Origin of the sequence: Paraburkholderia sp. (assembly GCF_036488505.1) — a bacterium.
GTDB lineage: Bacteria > Pseudomonadota > Gammaproteobacteria > Burkholderiales > Burkholderiaceae > Paraburkholderia.
Window position 1 is genome coordinate 1 of record NZ_DASXHN010000251.1, and the last position, 19,900, is coordinate 19,900.

A 19,900-nucleotide genomic window follows, 5' to 3' on the forward strand; every position below is an offset into this window, starting at 1 on the left:
CGCGCGTATGAAGCTGCGAACGCAAGATATGTTGTCTGATGACAGTCTAGCGCTAACCGTTTGCCGGGTAAAGGTCGGCGTTTACCCGAAAACCCCTATGGTGTGCCGGATAGAGGCGAATCGACGCGTGCGATCGCACGCAGAGACGCACCAGTTGAGCGAAACTAAGACGTCTGATGTCTTTAAGTTTCCGACACCGGATGCCCGACTGGAACTATTGCCTCACCGCGCGTCGCGCGCGCACTGGGAGCACCAACCCCATCGCTCCGAAGGCGTCGCCGGCAGCGACGCCCTCCCCATGCACAGCATGTACCCCCCAGCAAAACCACACCGCGCTCGTCGCGCCGAACATAGCGGAATCAAATAAAGTGCTGTGCCATACTTTGCTGCAAATCCGTCAATTAGCCACAAAAATGAGCAGCCTGACCGAGAAGGTGGTCGCCACCCTTTCCGAAGAAATCCGCCGCGGCGCGCTGAGGCCGGGCGATCGCATCCCCACCGAAGTCGCGATGATGAAGCAGCTTTCCGTGAGCCGTTCCGTGGTTCGCGAGGCGATTTCCCGTCTGCAAGCGGCCAATATCGTCGAGACGCGGCACGGCATCGGCACGTTCGTCCTCGCGCCCGCCGCTGAAAAGCCGATGCAGTTGGCCGCCGCCGATCTGTCGAGCATGCTGGACGTGATGGCGATCATCGAATTCCGTATCGACGTCGAAGCGGCCGCGGCGGCACTCGCGGCGTCGCGGCGCACCGAGCAGCACCTCAAGCAGATCCGCGCGGCGCTCGCGCGCTTCGAGTCTGAGCTCGAACGCGGCAGTACCGACACGCTCGCGCACGACATCGAATTCCATCTGCAGATCGCGCGCGCGAGCGGCAACCGCTATTTCTTCGACGTGCTGAGCCAGCTCGGCCGCTCGGTCAGCCCGCGCACCCGGCTGGGTTCGGCTGAGATTGCGGAACTCGACCAGATCGAGGTTCTGCGCAATGTGCTCGGCGAGCACCTGTTGATCTATCGCGCGATCGAGCGCCAGGATGCCGATGACGCGCGCGCCGCGATGCGCATGCATCTGAGCAACAGCCGCGAACGGCTGCGCCGCGCGCATGAGTTGACGAAGGTGGGTGCCTGAGCGAGGTCTGGCCGGCGGGCTGCTACGCCAACTCACTCCCCCAGTTCCAGATCCATCAACGCCGAACTCAGTGATTTGCCGTGCGCATCGAGCGCAAGCGAACGCGTCACGCCGCCACCGAGCGCATCACCGAGCACGAAGTTGAACGCACTGATATTCGGCAGTTCATGGCGCACCACGTCGCCGCGCACGACGTCGCGCAGATGTGCTTTCACCCGCTCCGCGCTCAGCACCGCGCGCAGACGCTCGTAATGCCGGGCGTCGTAACAGATCACCGAAATGTTCAGCGTATTGCCCTTGTCGCCGGTGCGCGAATGGGCCAACTCACGTAGTTTCATCTCACGCCTCCACCAACGAGAAAGCCGGCGTCACATGCTCGCGCGGCAGCAGAACCGATTGCACGCCGACCACCTCGCGCGCCGACTTCGTTACGCCACCGCCGGCCGCCGGCCCATTCGTGTACAGCGTCTCGACCTCGTTACCGATGCGCACGGCTTCTGCGAGCGTCGCGGTACGCCCCGCCACCCGCGCGCGCACTTCATACGGCTCGCCATAACCGGCCGCCGCGGTCTCGCCGTGCAGCGCATTCACGCCGATCAGATCGAAGCGCAACTCGCGCGTGTGCACGCCGGTCAGCGCGAGCCGTTCGCGCACGATATCGAGCGCGAGCCGCGCCCGCGCGAGCGCGCCGGGCCCGCCGTAGGAAATCTGTCCCTCGCCGATGTAGCCGTCGAAATACGCAACCGACACCTTCAGCGTCGCGGTGCGCGCACTGCCATCACCGCCGCTCACGCGCACGCGGTCCGGCGCTTCCTGTTCGATACGCACCTGCGAAAAATCGGCGACCACGTCCGGCTGCAAATAGCGCTGCGGATCGTGGATCTCATACAGCAACTGCTCCTTGCATGTCGCCTCAGTCACGAGCCCGCCGCTTTGCGGAAGCTTCGTGATCACCACGGCGCCATCCGGCCTAACCTCGGCGATCGGAAAACCAAGCCGCGCCAGCTTCGGCACGTCCTTGAAACCGGGGTCCGCGAAATAGCCACCGGTAATCTGTCCCGCGCATTCGAGCAGATGGCCGATCACCGTGGCCTGACCGAGCGTCCGCCAGTCGTCCATGCGCCAGCCGAATTCGTGGATCAGCGGGGCAACGAACAGCGACGGATCGGCGACGCGCCCGGTCAGCACGATTTGTGCGCCGGCCGCGAGTGCATCGACGATCCCGCTGGCGCCGAGATAGGCGTTTGCGGAAATCAGCCGGTCGTGACACGCGGCCACCGCGTCGCCCGATTCGACGAAGTGGAAGTCTCCCGCGCGCACCACGTCGAGCACGTCATCGCCGGTCACAGCGGCAATTTTCAATCCGCTCAGGCCCAGTTCACGTGCGATCTGCGCGGTCTTGCGCGCCGCCGCGAGCGGATTGGCCGCGCCCATATTCGACACGATGCGCACGCCGTTGCGCGCCGCGACCGGCAGCACCGCGCGCATCCGCGCTTCGAGCAAGGGGTCGTAGCCAAGCTCCGGGGCCTTGCTGCGCGCCTGCTGCGCAATTGCGATCGTGCGTTCGGCGAGGCATTCGAATACCAGGTAGTCGAGCTTGCCGTGCTCGGCGAGTTCGATCGCCGGTTCGATCCGGTCGCCGGAATAACCCGCGCCGGCGCCGATGCGCACGACGCGTCGAGGTTCAGTGGCTGTCATGGCTAATCACATCCGTTCAGTGAGGCTCACAGAGGAAAGATCCCGAGCACGACGCAGGCGATCGTCATCACGATCGACGCGCCGAACAACAACGGGAAAGTGAATTTCTGATGATCGGCCAGATCGATCCCACACAGGCCTACGACGAGAAAAGTGGCCGGGGTGAGCGGGCTGACCGGAAAGCCGGTCGTCATCTGGCCGAGCAACGCGGCCTGGCCGACGTGGACCGCCGGCACCCCAAGCTGGCCGGCCACTTCGGCGATCACCGGCAGCACCCCGAAATAGAACGAATCGGGATCGAACAGCATGCTGAGCGGCATCGACAACAAGCCGAGCGCGACCGGAATATGACTCGCCATCGTGGGTGGCACGAAGCCGACCGCTGCCTGCGCCATCGCTTTCAGCATGCCGCTGCCTTGCATCACGCCGGTAAATACGCCGGCCGCGAGCAGGATGCCGGCCATCATCAGCGCGGCACGCGCGTGCGCATCGATGCGTTTGCGCTGCATATCGACGTTCGGATAGTTGACCATCAACGCGATACACAGGCCGACCATAAACATGATTGCGGGCGGAATCTTCTCGCCCATCACGACCATCGTGCCGAGCACGACGACGGTCAGCACGATGTTGAACCAGAAGTTGCGCGGGCGGCGCAGTGCCTGCTCTTCCGGCGTCAACTCGCGTTTGGGCATCGGTATCGACCCGCCTGCCGACGTGAGACCGAGCCGCTTTGCCTCGCGCCGTCCAAGCCAGTACGCCATCGAGAAGACAAACACCAGACCGATCGCCTGCACTGGAATCAGCGGATTGAACAGCGCCGAGATCGGCAGATGCAGTGACGCGGATGCGCGAATCATCGGCCCAGTCCAGGGCAGGAAGTTGATGCCCGCCGCCATCGATACCGCCGCGGCCAGCACGCGCCGATCCATCTTCAGGCGGTCGTAAAGCGGCAGCATCGCGGGAATCGTGACGAGAAAGCACACGGCGCCGGAGCCGTCGAGATGGATCAGCAGCGCGAGCAGCGTGGTGCCCATTACGATGCGCGTGGGCCGTGTGCCGACCGCGCGCAGGATGCGATCGATGATCGGATCGAGCGTGCCCGCGTCGGTGATCGTGCCGAAGTAAAGGATCGCGAACACGAACATGCAGACCACTGGCGCGAGACTCTTGAGTCCGTCGACGACGAACTTGCTGGTCTGCAAGCCGAAGCCGCCAAGCAGCGACGCCGCGAGCGGCACGATGATCAGCGCGACGAGCGGCGACATCCGTTTCGACAGGATCGCGCCGAGCAGCACGACGATGGTGGCTAGCCCCAGTAAAGGCAGCATGGCTTGTCTCCAATGTTGTTTTTTACTGCGATCGAGCGTAAGTTCGCAGCGACCATAAAGCAATTGAAACGATTTGATCGCAGCAATCACGAGCCGTTATGGATCTGAACCTACGCGATATCCGCGCGTTTATTGCCGTCGCGCAAACCGGCAGCTTCACCCGCGCGGCGGCCCGGCTGCATCTGTCGCAACCCGCGTTGACGGTGCAGATTCGCCGGCTCGAGGAAACGGTCGGCCTGCGGCTGTTCGACCGCAACAGTCGCAATGTCGCGCTCACGCCGACCGGTCGCGAGCTGCTGCCGGTGCTGCAGAAATCGCTGCACGACATGGAGCACGTGCTGCTCGATGCGCGTGCGCTGGGCGCAGGCACGAGCGGCGTCGTACGCATCGCGTGTCTGCCGACCTTTGCCGCCAGCGTGCTGCCGGAACTCGTGCAGGAATTGAAGAAGGCGGTGCCGTGCGTCGGCTTTCAGGTGCGCGACGTCGTCGCGAGCATGGTCAATACGCTGGTGCGCAACGAAGAGGTCGATATCGGACTGACCGGCGGCGAGTTGAACGACGCTGGGCTCGAAGTGCTGCATGCGGGTGTCGACCGGCTCGTCGCGGTGCTGCCGAAGCAACATCCGCTGGCGCGGCGGCGCCGGCCGCTGACGTTCGCCGATCTTGCAGACCAACCGCTGGTGCTGACTGCGCAGGGCACGAGCGTGCGGGCGGTGGTCGATAGCGCATTCGCCGATGCGCAGCGCGTGCCGCACATCGCGTGCGAGCCGACCTACATGATGAGCGCGGTCGCGATGACCCGCGCCGGGCTGGGCGTGACGATCCTGCCCGCGTCGGCGCGCGAGGTGCGCGCGGAGCCGGAGCTGGTCGCGCGACCGATCGACGAGCCGGCATTCACGCGACGCATCGCGCTGATCCGCAAACGCGGCCGAACCTTGCCGCGCGTCACCGAGACCTTCGTCGCGATGCTGATCGAACGGCTGGCCACGCAGGATGCGTTCGAATGGCAACCCCTTCCGTAATACCGCAGCGGTCGCGGCATCCGCGCCCGCCTGGTTCCATACGATGGGCCGAAAGCCGAAGCACAACCGCTAACGCGGTCGTCTGGTGCGCGGCATAGGGCCGCACTGCCCACTTTCACACGCAAAAAGCGGCCGCTACTTTTCACGATACGAAACGAGCCCGCGCGTCGTAAAAAATCATGGTGCGAGGCACAAATGCGTCGTTTCACGATGTCGCCCCTCGTTGCATATCCCAAAATGACAGTCACAACTATTTGATTATAAAGAATAAATTTTGGTTCAAAGAACCGTTTGATGCGCGCTTGCCCGGCTAGGCGCTGACGTAGACTCTTTCACAAGAGCAGTCGCTTCACGCAGTCAGATTGGAGAGGGTTCGACAGCAGAGCCCACCTCCATCCCACAGATTGCGACGAAGCCGCCACGGATCACGGTTTTTTATTGGCAACTGGGAGACAGAAATGAAAGGCTTTCGCTTTGGTTCCACCCAAGGAGCGTTTTACATTCTGCCGGGTGACGATGGCTGGCAAGCCACCTATGGCAACGAAACGCTGGGTGAATTCTCCAGCCCGCAACAGGCAGCCGATGACCTCGCGCGCGGCCTGAGTTGCGAGCATTTGTCCGAAGTCGATACGTCGACGCTCGAACTTCCAGACAAGCTGGCCGACTGGGAAATCGTTCACGTGTAAGGACGGATATGGCTGTCACGCAGGTGGACGAAGAATGCGAACTGGAAACGACAATGGCGCCCGAGGGCGCCATTGTCGTATTTGCGGCCTGGATTGCGGCTGCGCAGGCTTCAGCACCCACCGCAATGCTCACCGCACCGGCCGCATACGCGGCCTCCGGGCTCAGGCGATCGAATCGATGATCGCGTTCAGCGTCGCGCTCGGGCGCATTGCCTTCGCGGTCAGCTCGACGTTCGGACGGTAGTAGCCGCCGATGTCCACCGGCTTGCCCTGCGCCGCGCCGAGCTCGGCAACGATCTTCGCCTCGTTGTCGGCCATCGCTTTTGCAACCCCCGCGAACTGCGCCTGCAGCGCGGCGTCCTCGGTCTGCGCGGCCAGCGCCTCGGCCCAGTACATCGCAAGGTAGAAGTGGCTGCCGCGATTGTCGATGCCGCCGACCTTGCGGGCCGGCGACTTATCGTTATCGAGGAATTTGCCGGTCGCCTGATCGAGCGTCTTCGCCAGAACCTGCGCCTTCGGGTTGTGATACATGCCCGCCAGATGCTCGAGCGACGCCGCCAGCGCGAGGAATTCGCCGAGCGAGTCCCAGCGCAGGAAACCTTCCTCGACCAGTTGCTGCACATGCTTCGGAGCCGAACCGCCCGCGCCGGTCTCGAACAGGCCACCACCGGCCATCAGCGGAACGATCGACAGCATCTTCGCGCTCGTGCCCAGTTCCATGATCGGGAACAGGTCGGTCAGATAGTCGCGCAGCACGTTGCCGGTGACCGAGATCGTGTCCTTGCCCGCGCGGATGCGCTCGACCGAGAACTTTGCCGCTTCGACCGGCGTCATCACGCGGATGTCGAGCCCGCTGGTGTCGTGGTCCTTCAGATACTGCTCGACCTTCCCGATGATCTGCGCGTCGTGCGCGCGCGCCGCGTCGAGCCAGAACACGGCCGGCGTGCCGGTTGCGCGTGCGCGGTTCACCGCGAGCTTGACCCAGTCGCGAATCGGCGCATCTTTGGTCTGGCACATACGGAAGATGTCGCCCTGCTCGACCGGCTGCTCCAACAGCACCGCGCCGGCTTCGTCGGTCACGCGGACCACGCCGTTCGCCGCGATCTGGAACGTCTTGTCGTGTGAACCGTATTCCTCGGCCGCTTGCGCCATCAGCCCGACGTTCGGCACCGTGCCCATCGTGACGGGATCGAACGCGCCGTGCTTCTTGCAGTCTTCGATCACCGCCTGGTACACGCCGGCGTAGCTGCGGTCCGGAATCACCGCCTTCGCGTCGTGCAGCGCGCCGTCGGCGCCCCACATCTTGCCCGACTCGCGGATCATCGCCGGCATCGATGCGTCGACGATCACGTCGCTCGGCACGTGCAGGCTCGTGATGCCCTTGTCCGAGTTGACCATCGCGAGCGGCGGGCGCTGTTCGTACTGCGCCTTGATGTCGGCTTCGATCGCGGCGGCGGTTTCGGCCGGCAGGTCCTTCAGACGCGCGTACAGATCGCCGATACCGTTGTTCGGGTTGAAGCCGACTTGCGCGAGCGCGTCGGCGTGTTTGGTCAGCACGTCGTTGTAGAACACCGACACGACCTGGCCAAAGATGATCGGGTCGGAGACCTTCATCATCGTCGCCTTCAGATGCACCGAGAACAGCACGCCGTTGCGTTTCGCGTCGGCGATTTCCGCTTCGATGAAGCTGCGCAGCGCGTTTTTGCTCAGCACCGATGCATCGATGATTTCGCCCGCCTGCACCGCCGTCTTCCCCTTCAGTACCGTCGTCGTGCCGTCGGCGGCGGTCAGTTCGATCTTCACGTTACCGGCCTGCGCGAGCAGCGCCGACTTTTCGCTGCCGTAGAAATCGCCGCCGCTCATATGCGCGACATGCGACTTCGAGTCCGCGCTCCACACGCCCATCTTGTGCGGATGCTTGCGCGCGTAGTTCTTCACCGACAACGGCGCGCGGCGGTCCGAATTGCCTTCGCGCAGCACCGGGTTCACCGCGCTGCCCTTGATCTTGTCGTAGCGAGCCTTGGCATCCTTCTCGGCGTCGGTCGTCGCGACGTCCGGATAGGCCGGCAGCTTGTAGCCGAGATCGCGCAACTCGGCGATCGCGGCTTTCAGCTGCGGCACCGAGGCGCTGATGTTCGGCAGCTTGATGATGTTCGCTTCCGGGCGCGTGGTGAGTGCACCGAGCTCCGCCAGATCGTCGGCAGCCTTCTGTTCGGCGGTCAGGTAGTCCGGAAATGCGGCGATGATCCGGCCGGCGAGCGAGATGTCGCGCGTCTCGACAAGCACGTCGGACGAGCGCGTGAACGCCTTGATGATCGGCAGCAGCGAGTACGTCGCCAGTGCCGGCGCTTCGTCGGTCAGGGTGTAGATGATCTTGGGCGATGTGGACATGGTTGAGGCTTTGCTAGGAAGTGGTAGACAGAGCGTTGGCGGAGCCAGTGCAAGTCGCGGCGCGACAGCGACGGCGCGGTGCGACACGATGCAACCCGCGGCCCTCCGGGTTTTGCGGCACGACCGAGAGTATAGGCGTGTTTGCCACTATTTGCTGCTGAACAAACAGGTCCGGAGACCTCGGCCCAATGGGTCGAGCCCCGTCCGACAAGGCTTTGCGCCTGACTATGCAACTCTTAGAACAGATATCTTATAGATGACCTGCGGGCCCGCCAATTATTTCAGATGCGAATCGCTTGCGTTTGACGGGCGTGGTCGCCAGGGGCGTTGACGGGGGCCGGCGGACGTCGACTTCACCCGTACGGGGATACGCAGTCGCTGATCGCCGGTTCGCGCATCGCGTGCCTGCGCCTGTCGCCCTCCTTCGTTCTGTGTCAGCCGAGGCCGCACATCGACCGCCGCTTTTCACGGCTCGACCGCATCGACAAACCGGTTGGTGAACGTGCGCGACAGGTCGATATGCCGCCCCGTCACCGCCGGGTTGAAACCAGCCAGCACTTTAAGCACGGTCGGCGGCCCATCGGCCGGCATCTTGCCGTCAACCGTGTACATCGGTAGCGATGCCCGCAATGCGCTGATAAAAACCGCCCGGTCGCCGCCGATGTCTTCTTGCGGCAGATGCGCGGCGATTTGCTCGGCGCTGTGCGAGTGCAGGTAGCGCAGTGCTCTGACGAACGCGCGCGCGAGTTTTTCCGCCTCGAGCCGATGCGCATCGAGCCAGGTGGTTTGCACGTACAGGCTCGCCCCCGGATAAGTACCGCCCAGCGCGGCGCGCGTACCCTCGACGTTGCGCATGTCCACCAGTACTGCCGCGTCGCCGGATTTCAGCAGCTGGGTCACGGTCGGCTCGGTCGTCATGCCCGCGTGAATGCGTCCGCGCCGGATCGCGTCGATAAAACTGGCGTCCGCGCCGACCGGCAACAGCGTGTATTGCGTGCGACGCACGCCCGCGCGCCGCGCGAGGTACTGGGTGAGAAAACTCGTCGACGAGCCAAGCCCGGTCACGCCGAGTGTTTTGCCACGCACGTCGGCCATGCTTCGGATCGTATCGGCCGATTGCGCCGCGACCATCTGTACTTCGCCCGGCACCTGGCTGAATACGACGATCGTTTTGACCTCGGTGCCGCGCGCCTGCAGATCGATCGTGTGATCGTAGAAACCGACGACGCCCTGCACCGCGCCAGCGAGCATTTCGTTTTCGCCGTCGATGCCGGTTGGCTGCGACAGCAGTTCAACGTCGAGCCCTTCCGCCTTGAAATAGCCGAGTCGTTCGGCCACGCGCGCCGGCAGATAAATGAGCTTGTCGATACCGCCCACCATGATCGCCAACTTCTCCGGCTCGGCCGCGTGCGCGGGCATCGCGAGACCCGCGAGCGCCGTCCACGCGCAGAACGCGAGCGATGCCGCGACTGTGGCGTACGTCATGCGCGAGAAACGGATACGGGGAAGCTGCATCGCGAGGGTCTCCGACGTGTTACGCATCGGCGGCCGCTGCGGCACGCGGAAAGGTCACGGCAATATGCAGTCCCCTGCCGCCCTCGCCAGGCTTAAGCGTAATTTCGCCGCGATGCGCATCCGCGATTTCGCGCACGATCGCCAGCCCGAGACCGGTGCCGTCCGTATCCGCCGATGCGCGGTAGAACGGTTCAAATACGCGCCCGCGTGACTCAGCAGGGATACCCGGGCCGTTGTCGATCACGCTCACCGTGACCGTCCCGGCGCCGGCTTTGACGGCGACCGTCACATGGCCGCCGCTGCCGGTATAGCGGATCGCGTTGTCCGCGAGATTGGCGATCAGCGCCTGCAGCAGCCCGCGATGCCCAACGATCGTTGCGGCGTGATCCAATTCGGCGCCGAGATCGATCTCGCGCGCCTGCGCAAGCACCGCGAGATCTTCGACCACTTCCATTGCGAGCGGCACGAGATCCACGCTTTCCGTCGCCAGTTGCGCGTTGTCCGCGGCTTCGGCCTGCGCGAGCAACAACAGCTTGTTGGTGAGGCCGACCATCGAGCGGTTGCTTCGATGCATCGCGACCAGTGCTTCGTCGAGTGCGGGCGGCAGGCCTTGCTGTTGTCGCGCGAACTGCAATTGCGTGCCGAGTACAGTCAGCGGCGTGCGCAACTGATGCGCGGCATCGGCGATAAACCGGCGCTGCGCGGCGACCTGCACGCCGAGCCGCGCGATGCACTGGTTGATCGCATCGACGATCGGCCGCAATTCCGAATGCAATCGTTCGACGCGAATCGGCTCGAGTTGCATCGGATCGCGGTCCGCAACCTCGTCTTTCACCTTCATCAGCGGCCGCAATTCGAACGTGAGTCCGATGCAAACGAGCGCGACGGCAAGCGCGATCATCACGATCTGCCGCACGAGTTGCGGCTGCCACAGCTGCTGGGTCATCGCATCGCGCGAGCGCGCGGTCTTGCCGACCGTCACCCGCACGTGGCGCGTGACGCCGTTGTCGTACATGAGCCGCACGATATCGACCGCCCGCACCTGATGGCCATGCAGCTCCGTGTAGTAGTGATCGGGCACGTCGGGCGCCTGCAGCGGACGCGGCGGAAAATCCGGCGTCCCCGCCAGCAGCCGTCCGTCGTCGACGCGTACGCTGTAGAACACCTGGTCGCGATAGGGCGACGCGAAAATCTCTAGCGCGGCGGGCGGCACGTCGACGCGCAGAAAGCCGTCCATCCATTCGACTTCACCGGCGATCATGCGCGCCGATGCAACCAGCTGATTGTCCTGCACGAGATTCGCGGTGCGCCGCGCATTGTCGTATTCGGTCTCTCCGGTTACCAGCACATAAAGCGCGAGTGGCACGAGCAGCCACCACAGCAGGCGTATGCGCAGGCTATTGGACATCGTTACTGGTCTTCTTCTTTCTTGCGCAGCAGATAGCCGAGCCCGCGCAGCGTGACGATCGCCGCCGAACTGCCATCGAGCTTCTTGCGCAAGCGCGAAATGTAGATCTCCACCGCGTCCTCGCTCGGCTCGTCCGCGAGCGTGAAGATCGCGTCGACGAGCGCGGGCTTGGTCACCGTCTTGCCGAGACGCAGAATCAGCGCTTCGAGCACCGAGCGCTCGCGCGGCGTCACGTTCAGCGGCGCGCCCTTCAGCGTGAACTGGCGCGTATCGATGTCGAACGACAGATCGCCGCAGACGACTTCGCCCGCCTTCGCCGGCGACTGGCGCCGAATCGCAACCTTGATGCGCGCGATCAGCTCGCGTACTTCGAACGGCTTGACCAGGTAGTCGTCGGCACCGGCGCCGAGCAGTTCCACCTTCTCGTCGATCGAACCGCTCGCAGTCAGGATCAACACCGGTGTCGCGTCGCCGCGCTGACGCAGCCGGCGCAGCACGTTCTTGCCGGAGAGCTTCGGCAGATTCAGGTCGAGCAGGATTACGTCGTAATGATTGGTGCGCAGCAGGCGGTCCGCCTCTTCGCCGTCCTGCACGGCGTCGAGCGCGAATGCCTGCTGCTCCAGCATCTTTGCGAGCCAGTGCGCAAGCGTGGGATTGTCTTCGATGAGCAGCAGCTTCATGGCGGCAACGGCGAAAGTCAGGGCGTCGATTGTGCCTCAAAACAACGAGGCTGCGCGCCTGCCGCGTGCTCGCAGTGTGGTCGCCGTGCACTCGCGGTCTGCTCGCTGCGTGCTCGCCACCTGCGTCGCGTATCGGCGCGAGAGCGCGGCGGAATGCCGGCGCGGCTTCGGTGAGTTTTCGACTGGTGTTTTCCCCGCTTTTCGGGTTAACACTCATGTTTTTCCCAAACCCCAGAAAGCTGGCAGAAGGTTTGGGATTTTTATAATCGCCGCCATTCACCCCAAAAGCGCCGCATGCGATTCCCGCGGCGACCAAACTCAAGGAGACTGCTCGATGCGTACTTTGCGCCAGATTGCCGCCGTATCAGGTGTTGCGTTCGCCCTCGCCGCTGCTTCGGCGGCCGCTCATGCCGAAAAAATCACGATCATGGTCGGCGGAGCCACCAAGATCATCTACCTGCCGGCCAAGCTCACCGAGCAGCTCGGCTATTTCAAGGACGAAGGCCTCGACGTCGAACTGCTGTCGCAGCCGGCCGGCGTCGACGCGGAAAACGAACTGCTCGCGGGCGCGGTGCAAGGCGTGGTGGGCTTCTACGATCACACGATCGACCTGCAAAGCAAGGGCAAGGAAGTGCAGGCGCTGGTCGTGTTCGGCCAGGTGCCGGGCGAAGTGGAAATGGTGTCGACCAAGGCGGCCGATACGCTGAAGAGCATGGCCGACGCGAAAGGCAAGACGCTCGGCGTGACCGGCCTCGGTTCGTCGACGAGCTTTCTCACGCAATACCTCGCGCAGCGCGCCGGCGTGCCGTCGACGCAGTACACGCTGCTGCCGGTTGGCGCGGACAACAGCTTTATCGCGGCGATCAAGCAAAACCGCATCGACGCCGGCATGACCACCGAGCCGACCGTGTCGCAACTGCTGAAGACCGGCGACGCGAAGGTGCTGGTCGATATGCGCACGCTCGACGGCACCCGCGCGGCGCTCGGCGGCACGTATCCCGCATCGAGCTTCTACGTGCAGCGCGCGTGGGTCGAGTCGCACAAGGATGAGGCCGCGAAGCTCTCGCACGCGTTTGCGAAGACGCTGAACTTCATCGCGACGCATAGCGCGGAAGACATCGCCGCAAAAATGCCGAAGGATTACTACGGCAACAACAAGGATCTGTACGTGGCCGCGCTGAAGGCGTCGCAGCCGATGTTCACGAAGGACGGCAAGATGCCGGCCGACGGTCCCGAAACGGTGCTGAAGGTGCTGTCGGCGTTCAATCCGTCGGTGAAGGGCAAGCATATCGATCTCGCCAAGACCTATAGCAACGACTACCTGTCCGCGCCGGTCAAGACCGCGTCGAAGTAACAGCGTTCGACACTCCGAGAATCCACAGAACAGCGAGGCACCCGCCGATGAATCAACCTACGTCACGCGATACGCCGGCCATCGAAATGCGCAACGTATCGTGCCGTTTCATTTCCCCGGACGGCAAGGCTACCGTTGCGTTGCGCGACTTCAGCATGGCGGTCGCGCGCGGCGAATTCGTCGCGGTGGTCGGCCCGACCGGCTGCGGCAAGTCGACCACGCTCAGCATGATCACCGGCCTGCTGAAGCCGACCACCGGTGAAGTGCGCGTGATGGGCGTGCCGGTGGACGGCATCGATCCGCGCATCGGCTTCGTGTTCCAGGCCGACGCGGTGTTTCCGTGGCGCTCGGTGCTCGACAACGTGGCGGCCGGCCCGCTGTATCGCGGCCGCTCGAAATCGGCCGCTTACGACGAAGCCAACGAATGGCTGCGTCGCGTGGGTCTCGAGAAGTTCGGCAAGCACTATCCGCATCAGTTGTCCGGGGGTATGCGCAAACGTGTCGCGCTTGCGCAAACCTTCATCAACAAGCCGGAAATCCTGCTGATGGACGAGCCGTTTTCGGCGCTCGACATGCAAACGCGCACGCTGATGCAGGACGAGCTGCTGCAATTGTGGGGTGGCGCCGGCTCGGTCGTGTTCGTCACGCACGATCTGGAGGAAGCGATTGCGCTCGCCGACCGCGTGTTCGTGCTGACCGCGCGCCCCGCGACGCTGAAAAAGGTGTACGAAATCGATTTGCCGCGTCCGCGCATCACATCGGAGATTCGCTACGACCCGCGCTTTATCGAAATCTCGCGCGACATCTGGCACGACCTGCGCGAAGAAGTGCAAATCGGTTAATCAAGGAACGGCAACCATGTCAACAACCTCTCAACAGATGATGCCATCGGGCATCGATGCCGCGTCGCTCGCTCACGTCGAACGCATTGCGCAAAAGAAGATTCGCCAGCGCCAGGCGCTGGTGATATCGCTGCGCGTTCTGGTGCTCGTCGTGGTACTCGGGGGCTGGGAACTGTCAGCGCGGCTGAAGTGGATCGACCCGTTCTTCTTCTCGATGCCAACCGAGATCTTCAATCAGATCGTCGACTGGTTCGTGAACGGCACGTCGCAGGGCCCACTGCTCACGCAGGTATGGATCACGCTCGAGGAAACCGGGCTCGGCTTCCTGATCGGTGCGATCGGCGGCATCGTCTGCGGGATCGTGCTGGGTCGCAACAAACTGCTGTCGGATGTGTTCAGCCTGTACATCAAGATCGCCAACTCGATTCCGCGCGTCGTGCTCGGTTCGGTGTTCGTGATCGCGCTAGGACTCGGGATGGCATCGAAAGTCGCGCTGGCGGTCGTGATGGTGTTCTTCGTCGTGTTCGCCAATGCATTCCAGGGCGTGCGTGAAGCCGACCGCTACATGATCGCGAATGCCCAGATTCTCGGCGCGTCGCGCCGCCAGGTGACGACCTCGGTGGTGATTCCGTCGGCGCTCAGCTGGATTCTCGCGAGCCTGCATGTGAGCTTCGGCTTTGCGCTGGTCGGCGCGGTGGTCGGCGAATTTCTCGGCTCGAAACAGGGTATCGGCTTGCTGATCTCGACAGCACAGGGCGCGTTCAATGCGAGCGGCGTGTTCGCGGCGATGATCGTGCTGGCGGTGGTGGCGCTCGCTGCGGACTATCTGTTGACCGCAGTCGAAAACCGCCTGCTGAAGTGGCGGCCGAGTTCGGTTTGAGGAAAGCGCGAGCGTAGTGACCGCGCGATTCACCGATAGCGCGGAAATCGACGGAAGTACTGGTCACGATGAATGCCGTTCAGTCAGCGACTGAACGGCATTTTCTTTTTCCGTCGCGTAAAGCGTCTATTTAGCCCGCTTGCACGCTCGATGTTCTCTGAAGGCAGACTATCGCTGACGATACGTTGGCCCGCACGCAACACTTTCGCCCTCTCTGCCGCATCCCGCCACGCCTGACCATGCAGCCGCGAGACTCTGACCTCGATGGCACGCTCAATGCATTACTCCACACCAGTCGGGCGGTTGCCAACATCGCGCGAAGATCGAAGCGAGGTGGGTCATGTCGAGTGCGCAGAGTCAACGTCGGCCAATGAATGGGCACATCGGCCCGTTCGCTCGCGGCAGTGCCGCGAATCGCCGCGCGCGTCGTCATTCGAGCGGGTTCGTACTATTCGGGCTGCGCACTGCCGGGTTTATCGGCCGAGGCCCGAAGCAATTGTGGCCGTACGTGTTGCCGTGGGTGTTCGCCGTGCTCGCGATCGGCTTCCTATGCCTCGTCGTGCGCGGCGTGCTCACGCGGCAATTGCTGGTGCCGCCGGTCGAAGCGCCGCAAACGCTGGCCGAGCACGGCTACACGTCCAACTTTCTCGCCGAGCGAATCATGTCGGCAATGAAGGAGATCGGTCAGGACGCTGAATCGATCCCGCACGACACGATGACCGATAACGACGCGCAACCGGATATCCAGATTCCGGGGCAGGAGATGTCGTATGCGACGACGGTGCGATTCATCAAGGGCGTCATCGGGCGCAACGACGTGGTCGTGCATGTCGGCATCACGAAGACGGGCGACAGCGCGGATTCCTACGTCGCGCATGTGCAGATAGAAGGCGGTCAGTTCAACGCCCGTGAAAGCACGGTGCCGTTCGAAGGACGCGATCTCGAGCAGTTCGTGCGCGATATCGCCGCAAAAGCGATGCGGCTCGCCGAGCCGAACATTCTCGCCAGTCATCTGTTCTCGCAGGTGCAAAAGACCAAATGCTCGCTCGCGCATTGCGACTACCGCGACATCGTCGCGATCTATGACGAAGTGCTCGCACGGCCCGCGTCCGAGCAAGGCGAATGGGCGCTTGCCGGTAAAGCCTGGCTGCTCGCGAACCAGGGGCTCTCGAAAGAAGCGGAACAGCAGACCCGTGAAGCGCTGAACACCTACCAACATTCGGCGGTGCTGCGCGCCAGCCTTGGCATTGCACTCGAACAGCAGCACCGCATCGACGACGCGCTCGAAGCATTGCGCGCCGGCGCCAGCGAGAAATCACACACCGCGGAAAACCAACGTCTGCTCGGCGACGTGCTGTTGCACGCGCATCGTTACGGCGAAGCGCTCGATGCATTCAAACAGGCAGCGGCGATGAAGCCTGACTCCGTCGATACGCTGCACGACTGGGGCGAAGCGCTCGTCACCGTCGGCCGCTACGACGAAGCGATTGCCAAGCTGTCACGCGCTGTCGCATTGCGGCCCGATCTGGCTGCGTCGTATGCCGAATGGGGCCGTGCGCTCGACCATCAGGGCGATCTGCGCGGCGCCTCGCGCAAATACGCCGAGGCGTTGCAACGCGACGCCGGCACGCTTACCGCCCGCGAAAGCGAATTGGCTCACTTCGCCAACGCGGCGCAGGACGCGGGCCAACCTTCCATACCTGGGTCGCGCGCGCAAGCCCGGCCCGTTTCTGATCCATCCCCGGCGTATCCGCTTCAGGCAGCGCTTGAAACGACACGTCGCACGGGAGGAAGCGCGATGCGTTCGATGTAAGCCGAATGCATTCGATGTTCGAGTCGTAAATCCAGCCGGAAAACGCAGCCGGAAGCACAGCCGAAGAGGAGACAGTTCGATGGACAGTTTCGAAGACGCATTCAAAGCCCTGATCGGAAATGAAGGCGGTTACAGCTTCAATCCCGACGATCCTGGCGGCGAAACGATGTGGGGCGTGACCGCGCGGGTCGCGCACAGCGAGGGGTATAGCGGTGCGATGAAGGACCTGTCGCTCGATACCGCGCACCAGATCGCCAAACGCCGGTACTGGGATCCGCTGCACCTCGATGAACTCGATCCGCGCGTCGCGTTCCAGATTTTCGACGCGAACTACAACGGAGGCCTCGTCGTGCTGTGGATGCAGAAAGCGTCCGGCGCGAAGGAAGACGGCAAGTTCGGCCAGGACACGCTGGATGCGGTCAAGAGCGCGGACCCGATGAAGTTCGTGATGCGCTTCGCCGCGTATCGCTTGCGGTATCTAAGGAACCTGCATTCATGGCCGCATTTCAGCCGTGGCTGGACCGAACGTATGGCAGCCAATCTTCTTTTGGGAGCAGCATGATGGACTGGTCTAAGGTAGCGACGAATATCGGCAATACCGCCCCGCTTCTCGCCGGGCTCGTAGGTGGACCGGTCGGGCTCGGCGTCACGGCCGCCGCCGCGATCATTTCGCACGCGCTCGGCACACCGAGCGACCCCACCATCGTGGCGACCGCGTTGAACGATCCGGGCGCACTCGACAAGATCAGACAGGCCGAAAGCGCGAATTCGCTGCAATTGCAGCAGTTGATGGTGACCGCCGCGCAGGCGACTCTCGCGCACGAAACCGACATGGCCCGGCTCGCCGCCGACGATCGCGCCGGCGCGCGCGCCATGGGTGTCGCCAATCGCGACTGGGTGCCGAAGGTACTCGCGATGGCGGTTACGACCGGGTTCTTCGGCATTCTGTTGCTGATGGCGTTCAAGCCTTTGCCGGGCAGCAACAAGGATCTGGTCAACGTGGTCGTCGGCGCGCTGGGTACCGCGTGGATCAGCATCATCGGCTACTACTTCGGCACGTCGGTCGGCTCGATGCGCAAGACCGAATTGCTCGCGAAACCAAGCCTGCCGATCAGATCGGATAGCGCGGTCACGCTGCGCGAACCGGCCATGCCACCGGGCTCGCCGGCACCGGCAGCTGTGCCTGCGGCGCACGCCGGCGTATTCCAGCCGTTCGCGCCGGGCGCACAAGGTCCGATCTACTCGGGCAGTTGACCGATGCTTCGTTAAGCGAACCCTGCACGCGGCGGCTATCGCGAGCCGCCGCGTGCACGTATGCGGTTTGTACGCTGCTCGTCTGGCGGTGATATGTCGCTGCAGCCAAACGCTTTCGCGTCCGGACGAATTGCGTTAAGTTGGCAACGCCGTGCCGGCACAGTGGCATGTCGCGCGACGGCACCCAACCCATCCATCGATTCCCGAATGGAGCGATGAACATGAGTGACGTCGAGCAGAATACGCAGAACGATCCGATCGAACACGTCGTTGTGCTGCTGATGGAAAATCACTCGTTCGATCAGATGCTCGGCTGCCTCGATGCCGTGCATGAAGGTCTGGACGGCGTACGCAACGCGGCCGGCCAATCGAACGCCGACGGCAAAGGCCACACATTCTCCCCTCGCGCCACGCGCGAGCGGCAAATGAAGGACGATCCCAATCACGAGCACGACGCGGTGCTCAAGCAGATCGCCGACGGCAACAGCGGCTTCGTGCGCTCGTTCGTACACGACTACCCGAACAGCAGCCTCGCTGCCCGGCAAGACATCATGGGTTATTACCCGCTCGGCTTTCTGCCCGCGCTGCATACGCTGGGCTCTCGATTCACCGTCTGCGACCAGTGGTTTTCGTCATTGCCGGGACCGACCTGGCCCAACCGCTTCTTCGCACTGACGGGCACATCGAAAGGTCAGACCGGCATGCCTGCCGGACTCGACGCGCTCGACCCGCACTGGTACACCGAGCAGGACCAGGACACCATTTTCGATCGGCTGAACGCCGCGCGGAAAACATGGAAAGTCTATTTCTACGACTTCCCCGCTTCCTTGCTATTGAAGAACCAGCGGCGCGCGGAGAATCTCGCGAACTATCACCGGTTCGACACGTTCTTTCACGACGCGGCTGGTCCCGCCGACGCGTTCCCGCAATTCGTGCTGATCGAGCCGAAGTATTTCGGCGAGGCGCAGAACGACGATCATCCTCCGCACAACATCATGAAAGCGGAAAAGCTGATCGCCGATACCTACAACGCGCTGCGCTCGAATCAGGCGCTATGGGAACGCACATTACTGGTGGTCCTGTACGACGAACATGGCGGCTTCTACGATCACGTGTCGCCGCCCGCCGACGCGGTAGCGCCCGACCAATACACCACGGGCTTCGACTTCAAACGGCTCGGCGTGCGTGTGCCGGCGATTCTCGTGTCGCCATGGTGCAAGCCCGGTGTGTGCAACACGCGATTCGATCATTGCAGTCTGCTGAAATATCTGTGCGAAAAGTGGCATCTCGAACCGCTTGGCACGCGCACGCAGCAAGCGGCAAGCATCGGCGTAGCGATTCATGGCGATGGCGTTGCGCGCACCGACACGCCCCCGTTTATCCGCGTGAGCAATCAATCGCTGATCCCCGAGTGCGTCGAGCTGGAACGCAAATCCTCGAACAGCAATCAGCATGGCCTGCATCATTTCGCCGATTATCTGCACGCGGAGCTGGACCGGCTCGCCGCGGATGCGGTCGAATCCGCGGCGCGACTGGCTCGCACCGGCAATGCGTGGGTGCGCTTCAAGAGCGCATTAGGCTCGCTGATGACGAGCTTCGGGCAGTGGCTGAGCAAGGACTTCTATGACGCGAGGGACCAGCGCGAGGGGCGCACGAGCCAGGCGTTCACACGTTTGGCGCAATCGGTCGGCGTCACGACGGGCGCAACGGGCAGCAATGCGTCGGCGACGACGTCGCGGACGCCCCCCGTATCTCCCGATTAGCACGAAGCACCGAGGCCTAAAGTGCGCACTCGACGCGCTGCGCAGCTGCGGCTCACAGCGTGATGATGTCTACGCGTTAACCCTCAAAGTTCCGCGCGTCTATCTCAAATTTAGCAACAAACATTACTCATAACGGCCA

The 19,900-nt window shown here is 63.3% G+C and carries 17 protein-coding genes; 10 read left to right on the forward strand and 7 right to left on the reverse strand.

The genetic code is table 11. The features are described from left to right. Window positions 1–413: 413 nt before the first annotated feature. Window positions 414–1,124, forward strand: a complete 711-nt coding sequence (locus VGH68_RS15295; RefSeq protein WP_331604486.1) for a FadR/GntR family transcriptional regulator — start codon at window positions 414–416, stop codon at window positions 1,122–1,124. A 32-nt stretch (window positions 1,125–1,156) separates the two neighbouring features. Here VGH68_RS15295 and VGH68_RS15300 read toward each other — a convergent pair whose 3' ends face one another. From VGH68_RS15300 to VGH68_RS15310, 3 genes are read right to left on the reverse strand one after another with little or no spacing between them, the layout of a single operon-like run. Beyond that, window positions 1,157–1,462 carry an AtuA-related protein gene (locus VGH68_RS15300; protein ID WP_331604487.1) on the reverse strand — a complete coding sequence of 102 codons (306 nt, stop codon included), beginning with the start codon at window positions 1,460–1,462 and terminating at the stop codon, window positions 1,157–1,159. A gap of 1 nt (window position 1,463) precedes the next feature. Further along, window positions 1,464–2,822 carry an acyclic terpene utilization AtuA family protein gene (locus VGH68_RS15305; RefSeq protein WP_331604488.1) on the reverse strand — a complete coding sequence of 453 codons (1,359 nt, stop codon included), beginning with the start codon at window positions 2,820–2,822 and terminating at the stop codon, window positions 1,464–1,466. A gap of 26 nt (window positions 2,823–2,848) precedes the next feature. Beyond that, window positions 2,849–4,153 (reverse strand): citrate:proton symporter, encoded by a 1,305-nt coding sequence (locus VGH68_RS15310; protein ID WP_331604489.1) that lies wholly within the window; start codon window positions 4,151–4,153, stop codon window positions 2,849–2,851. A 98-nt stretch (window positions 4,154–4,251) separates the two neighbouring features. Here VGH68_RS15310 and VGH68_RS15315 point away from each other — a divergent pair, with 98 nt between their 5' ends. Beyond that, window positions 4,252–5,175, forward strand: a complete 924-nt coding sequence (locus VGH68_RS15315) for a LysR family transcriptional regulator (protein WP_331604490.1) — start codon at window positions 4,252–4,254, stop codon at window positions 5,173–5,175. Between the two features lie 458 nt (window positions 5,176–5,633). Next, window positions 5,634–5,861, forward strand: a complete 228-nt coding sequence (locus VGH68_RS15320; RefSeq protein WP_331604491.1) for a hypothetical protein — start codon at window positions 5,634–5,636, stop codon at window positions 5,859–5,861. A gap of 162 nt (window positions 5,862–6,023) precedes the next feature. Here the strand turns inward: VGH68_RS15320 and VGH68_RS15325 are convergent, their stop codons facing one another. The 4 genes from VGH68_RS15325 to VGH68_RS15340 form a co-directional block, all read right to left on the reverse strand. After that, on the reverse strand, window positions 6,024–8,252 hold the full coding sequence (locus VGH68_RS15325) for an NADP-dependent isocitrate dehydrogenase (RefSeq protein ID WP_331604492.1): 2,229 nt from the start codon (window positions 8,250–8,252) through the stop codon (window positions 6,024–6,026). A gap of 465 nt (window positions 8,253–8,717) precedes the next feature. Then, entirely contained in the window at window positions 8,718–9,767 is a 1,050-nt protein-coding gene (locus VGH68_RS15330) for an ABC transporter substrate-binding protein (protein WP_414696947.1), read from the reverse strand. 19 nt (window positions 9,768–9,786) lie between these two features. After that, window positions 9,787–11,175, reverse strand: a complete 1,389-nt coding sequence (locus VGH68_RS15335) for a sensor histidine kinase (protein WP_331604493.1) — start codon at window positions 11,173–11,175, stop codon at window positions 9,787–9,789. 2 nt (window positions 11,176–11,177) lie between these two features. Beyond that, window positions 11,178–11,855: a response regulator gene (locus VGH68_RS15340; RefSeq protein WP_331604494.1), complete on the reverse strand. Its 678-nt coding sequence runs from the start codon at window positions 11,853–11,855 to the stop codon at window positions 11,178–11,180. Window positions 11,856–12,189: 334 nt separating this feature from the next. On the opposite strand from VGH68_RS15340, the gene VGH68_RS15345 reads away from it, so the two are divergent. From VGH68_RS15345 to VGH68_RS15375, 7 genes are all read left to right on the forward strand, one after another. Next, window positions 12,190–13,209 carry an ABC transporter substrate-binding protein gene (locus VGH68_RS15345; RefSeq protein WP_331604495.1) on the forward strand — a complete coding sequence of 340 codons (1,020 nt, stop codon included), beginning with the start codon at window positions 12,190–12,192 and terminating at the stop codon, window positions 13,207–13,209. A 47-nt stretch (window positions 13,210–13,256) separates the two neighbouring features. Continuing rightward, a complete protein-coding gene (locus tag VGH68_RS15350; protein ID WP_331604496.1) occupies window positions 13,257–14,051 on the forward strand; it encodes an ABC transporter ATP-binding protein in 795 nt (264 codons plus the stop codon). A gap of 16 nt (window positions 14,052–14,067) precedes the next feature. Next, window positions 14,068–14,931: an ABC transporter permease gene (locus VGH68_RS15355; protein ID WP_331604497.1), complete on the forward strand. Its 864-nt coding sequence runs from the start codon at window positions 14,068–14,070 to the stop codon at window positions 14,929–14,931. A 340-nt stretch (window positions 14,932–15,271) separates the two neighbouring features. Next, window positions 15,272–16,744: a tetratricopeptide repeat protein gene (locus VGH68_RS15360; protein WP_331604498.1), complete on the forward strand. Its 1,473-nt coding sequence runs from the start codon at window positions 15,272–15,274 to the stop codon at window positions 16,742–16,744. Window positions 16,745–16,823: 79 nt separating this feature from the next. Continuing rightward, a complete protein-coding gene (locus VGH68_RS15365; protein ID WP_331604499.1) occupies window positions 16,824–17,306 on the forward strand; it encodes a glycoside hydrolase family 108 protein in 483 nt (160 codons plus the stop codon). Beyond that, entirely contained in the window at window positions 17,306–17,998 is a 693-nt protein-coding gene (locus VGH68_RS15370) for a hypothetical protein (protein ID WP_331604502.1), read from the forward strand. Before VGH68_RS15365 ends, VGH68_RS15370 begins: the two co-directional genes overlap by 1 nt. A 221-nt stretch (window positions 17,999–18,219) precedes the next feature. Further along, the gene (locus VGH68_RS15375) at window positions 18,220–19,761 is read left to right on the forward strand and encodes an alkaline phosphatase family protein (protein ID WP_331604500.1); all 1,542 of its coding nucleotides are present in this window, start codon (window positions 18,220–18,222) and stop codon (window positions 19,759–19,761) included. Window positions 19,762–19,900 lie beyond the last annotated feature (139 nt).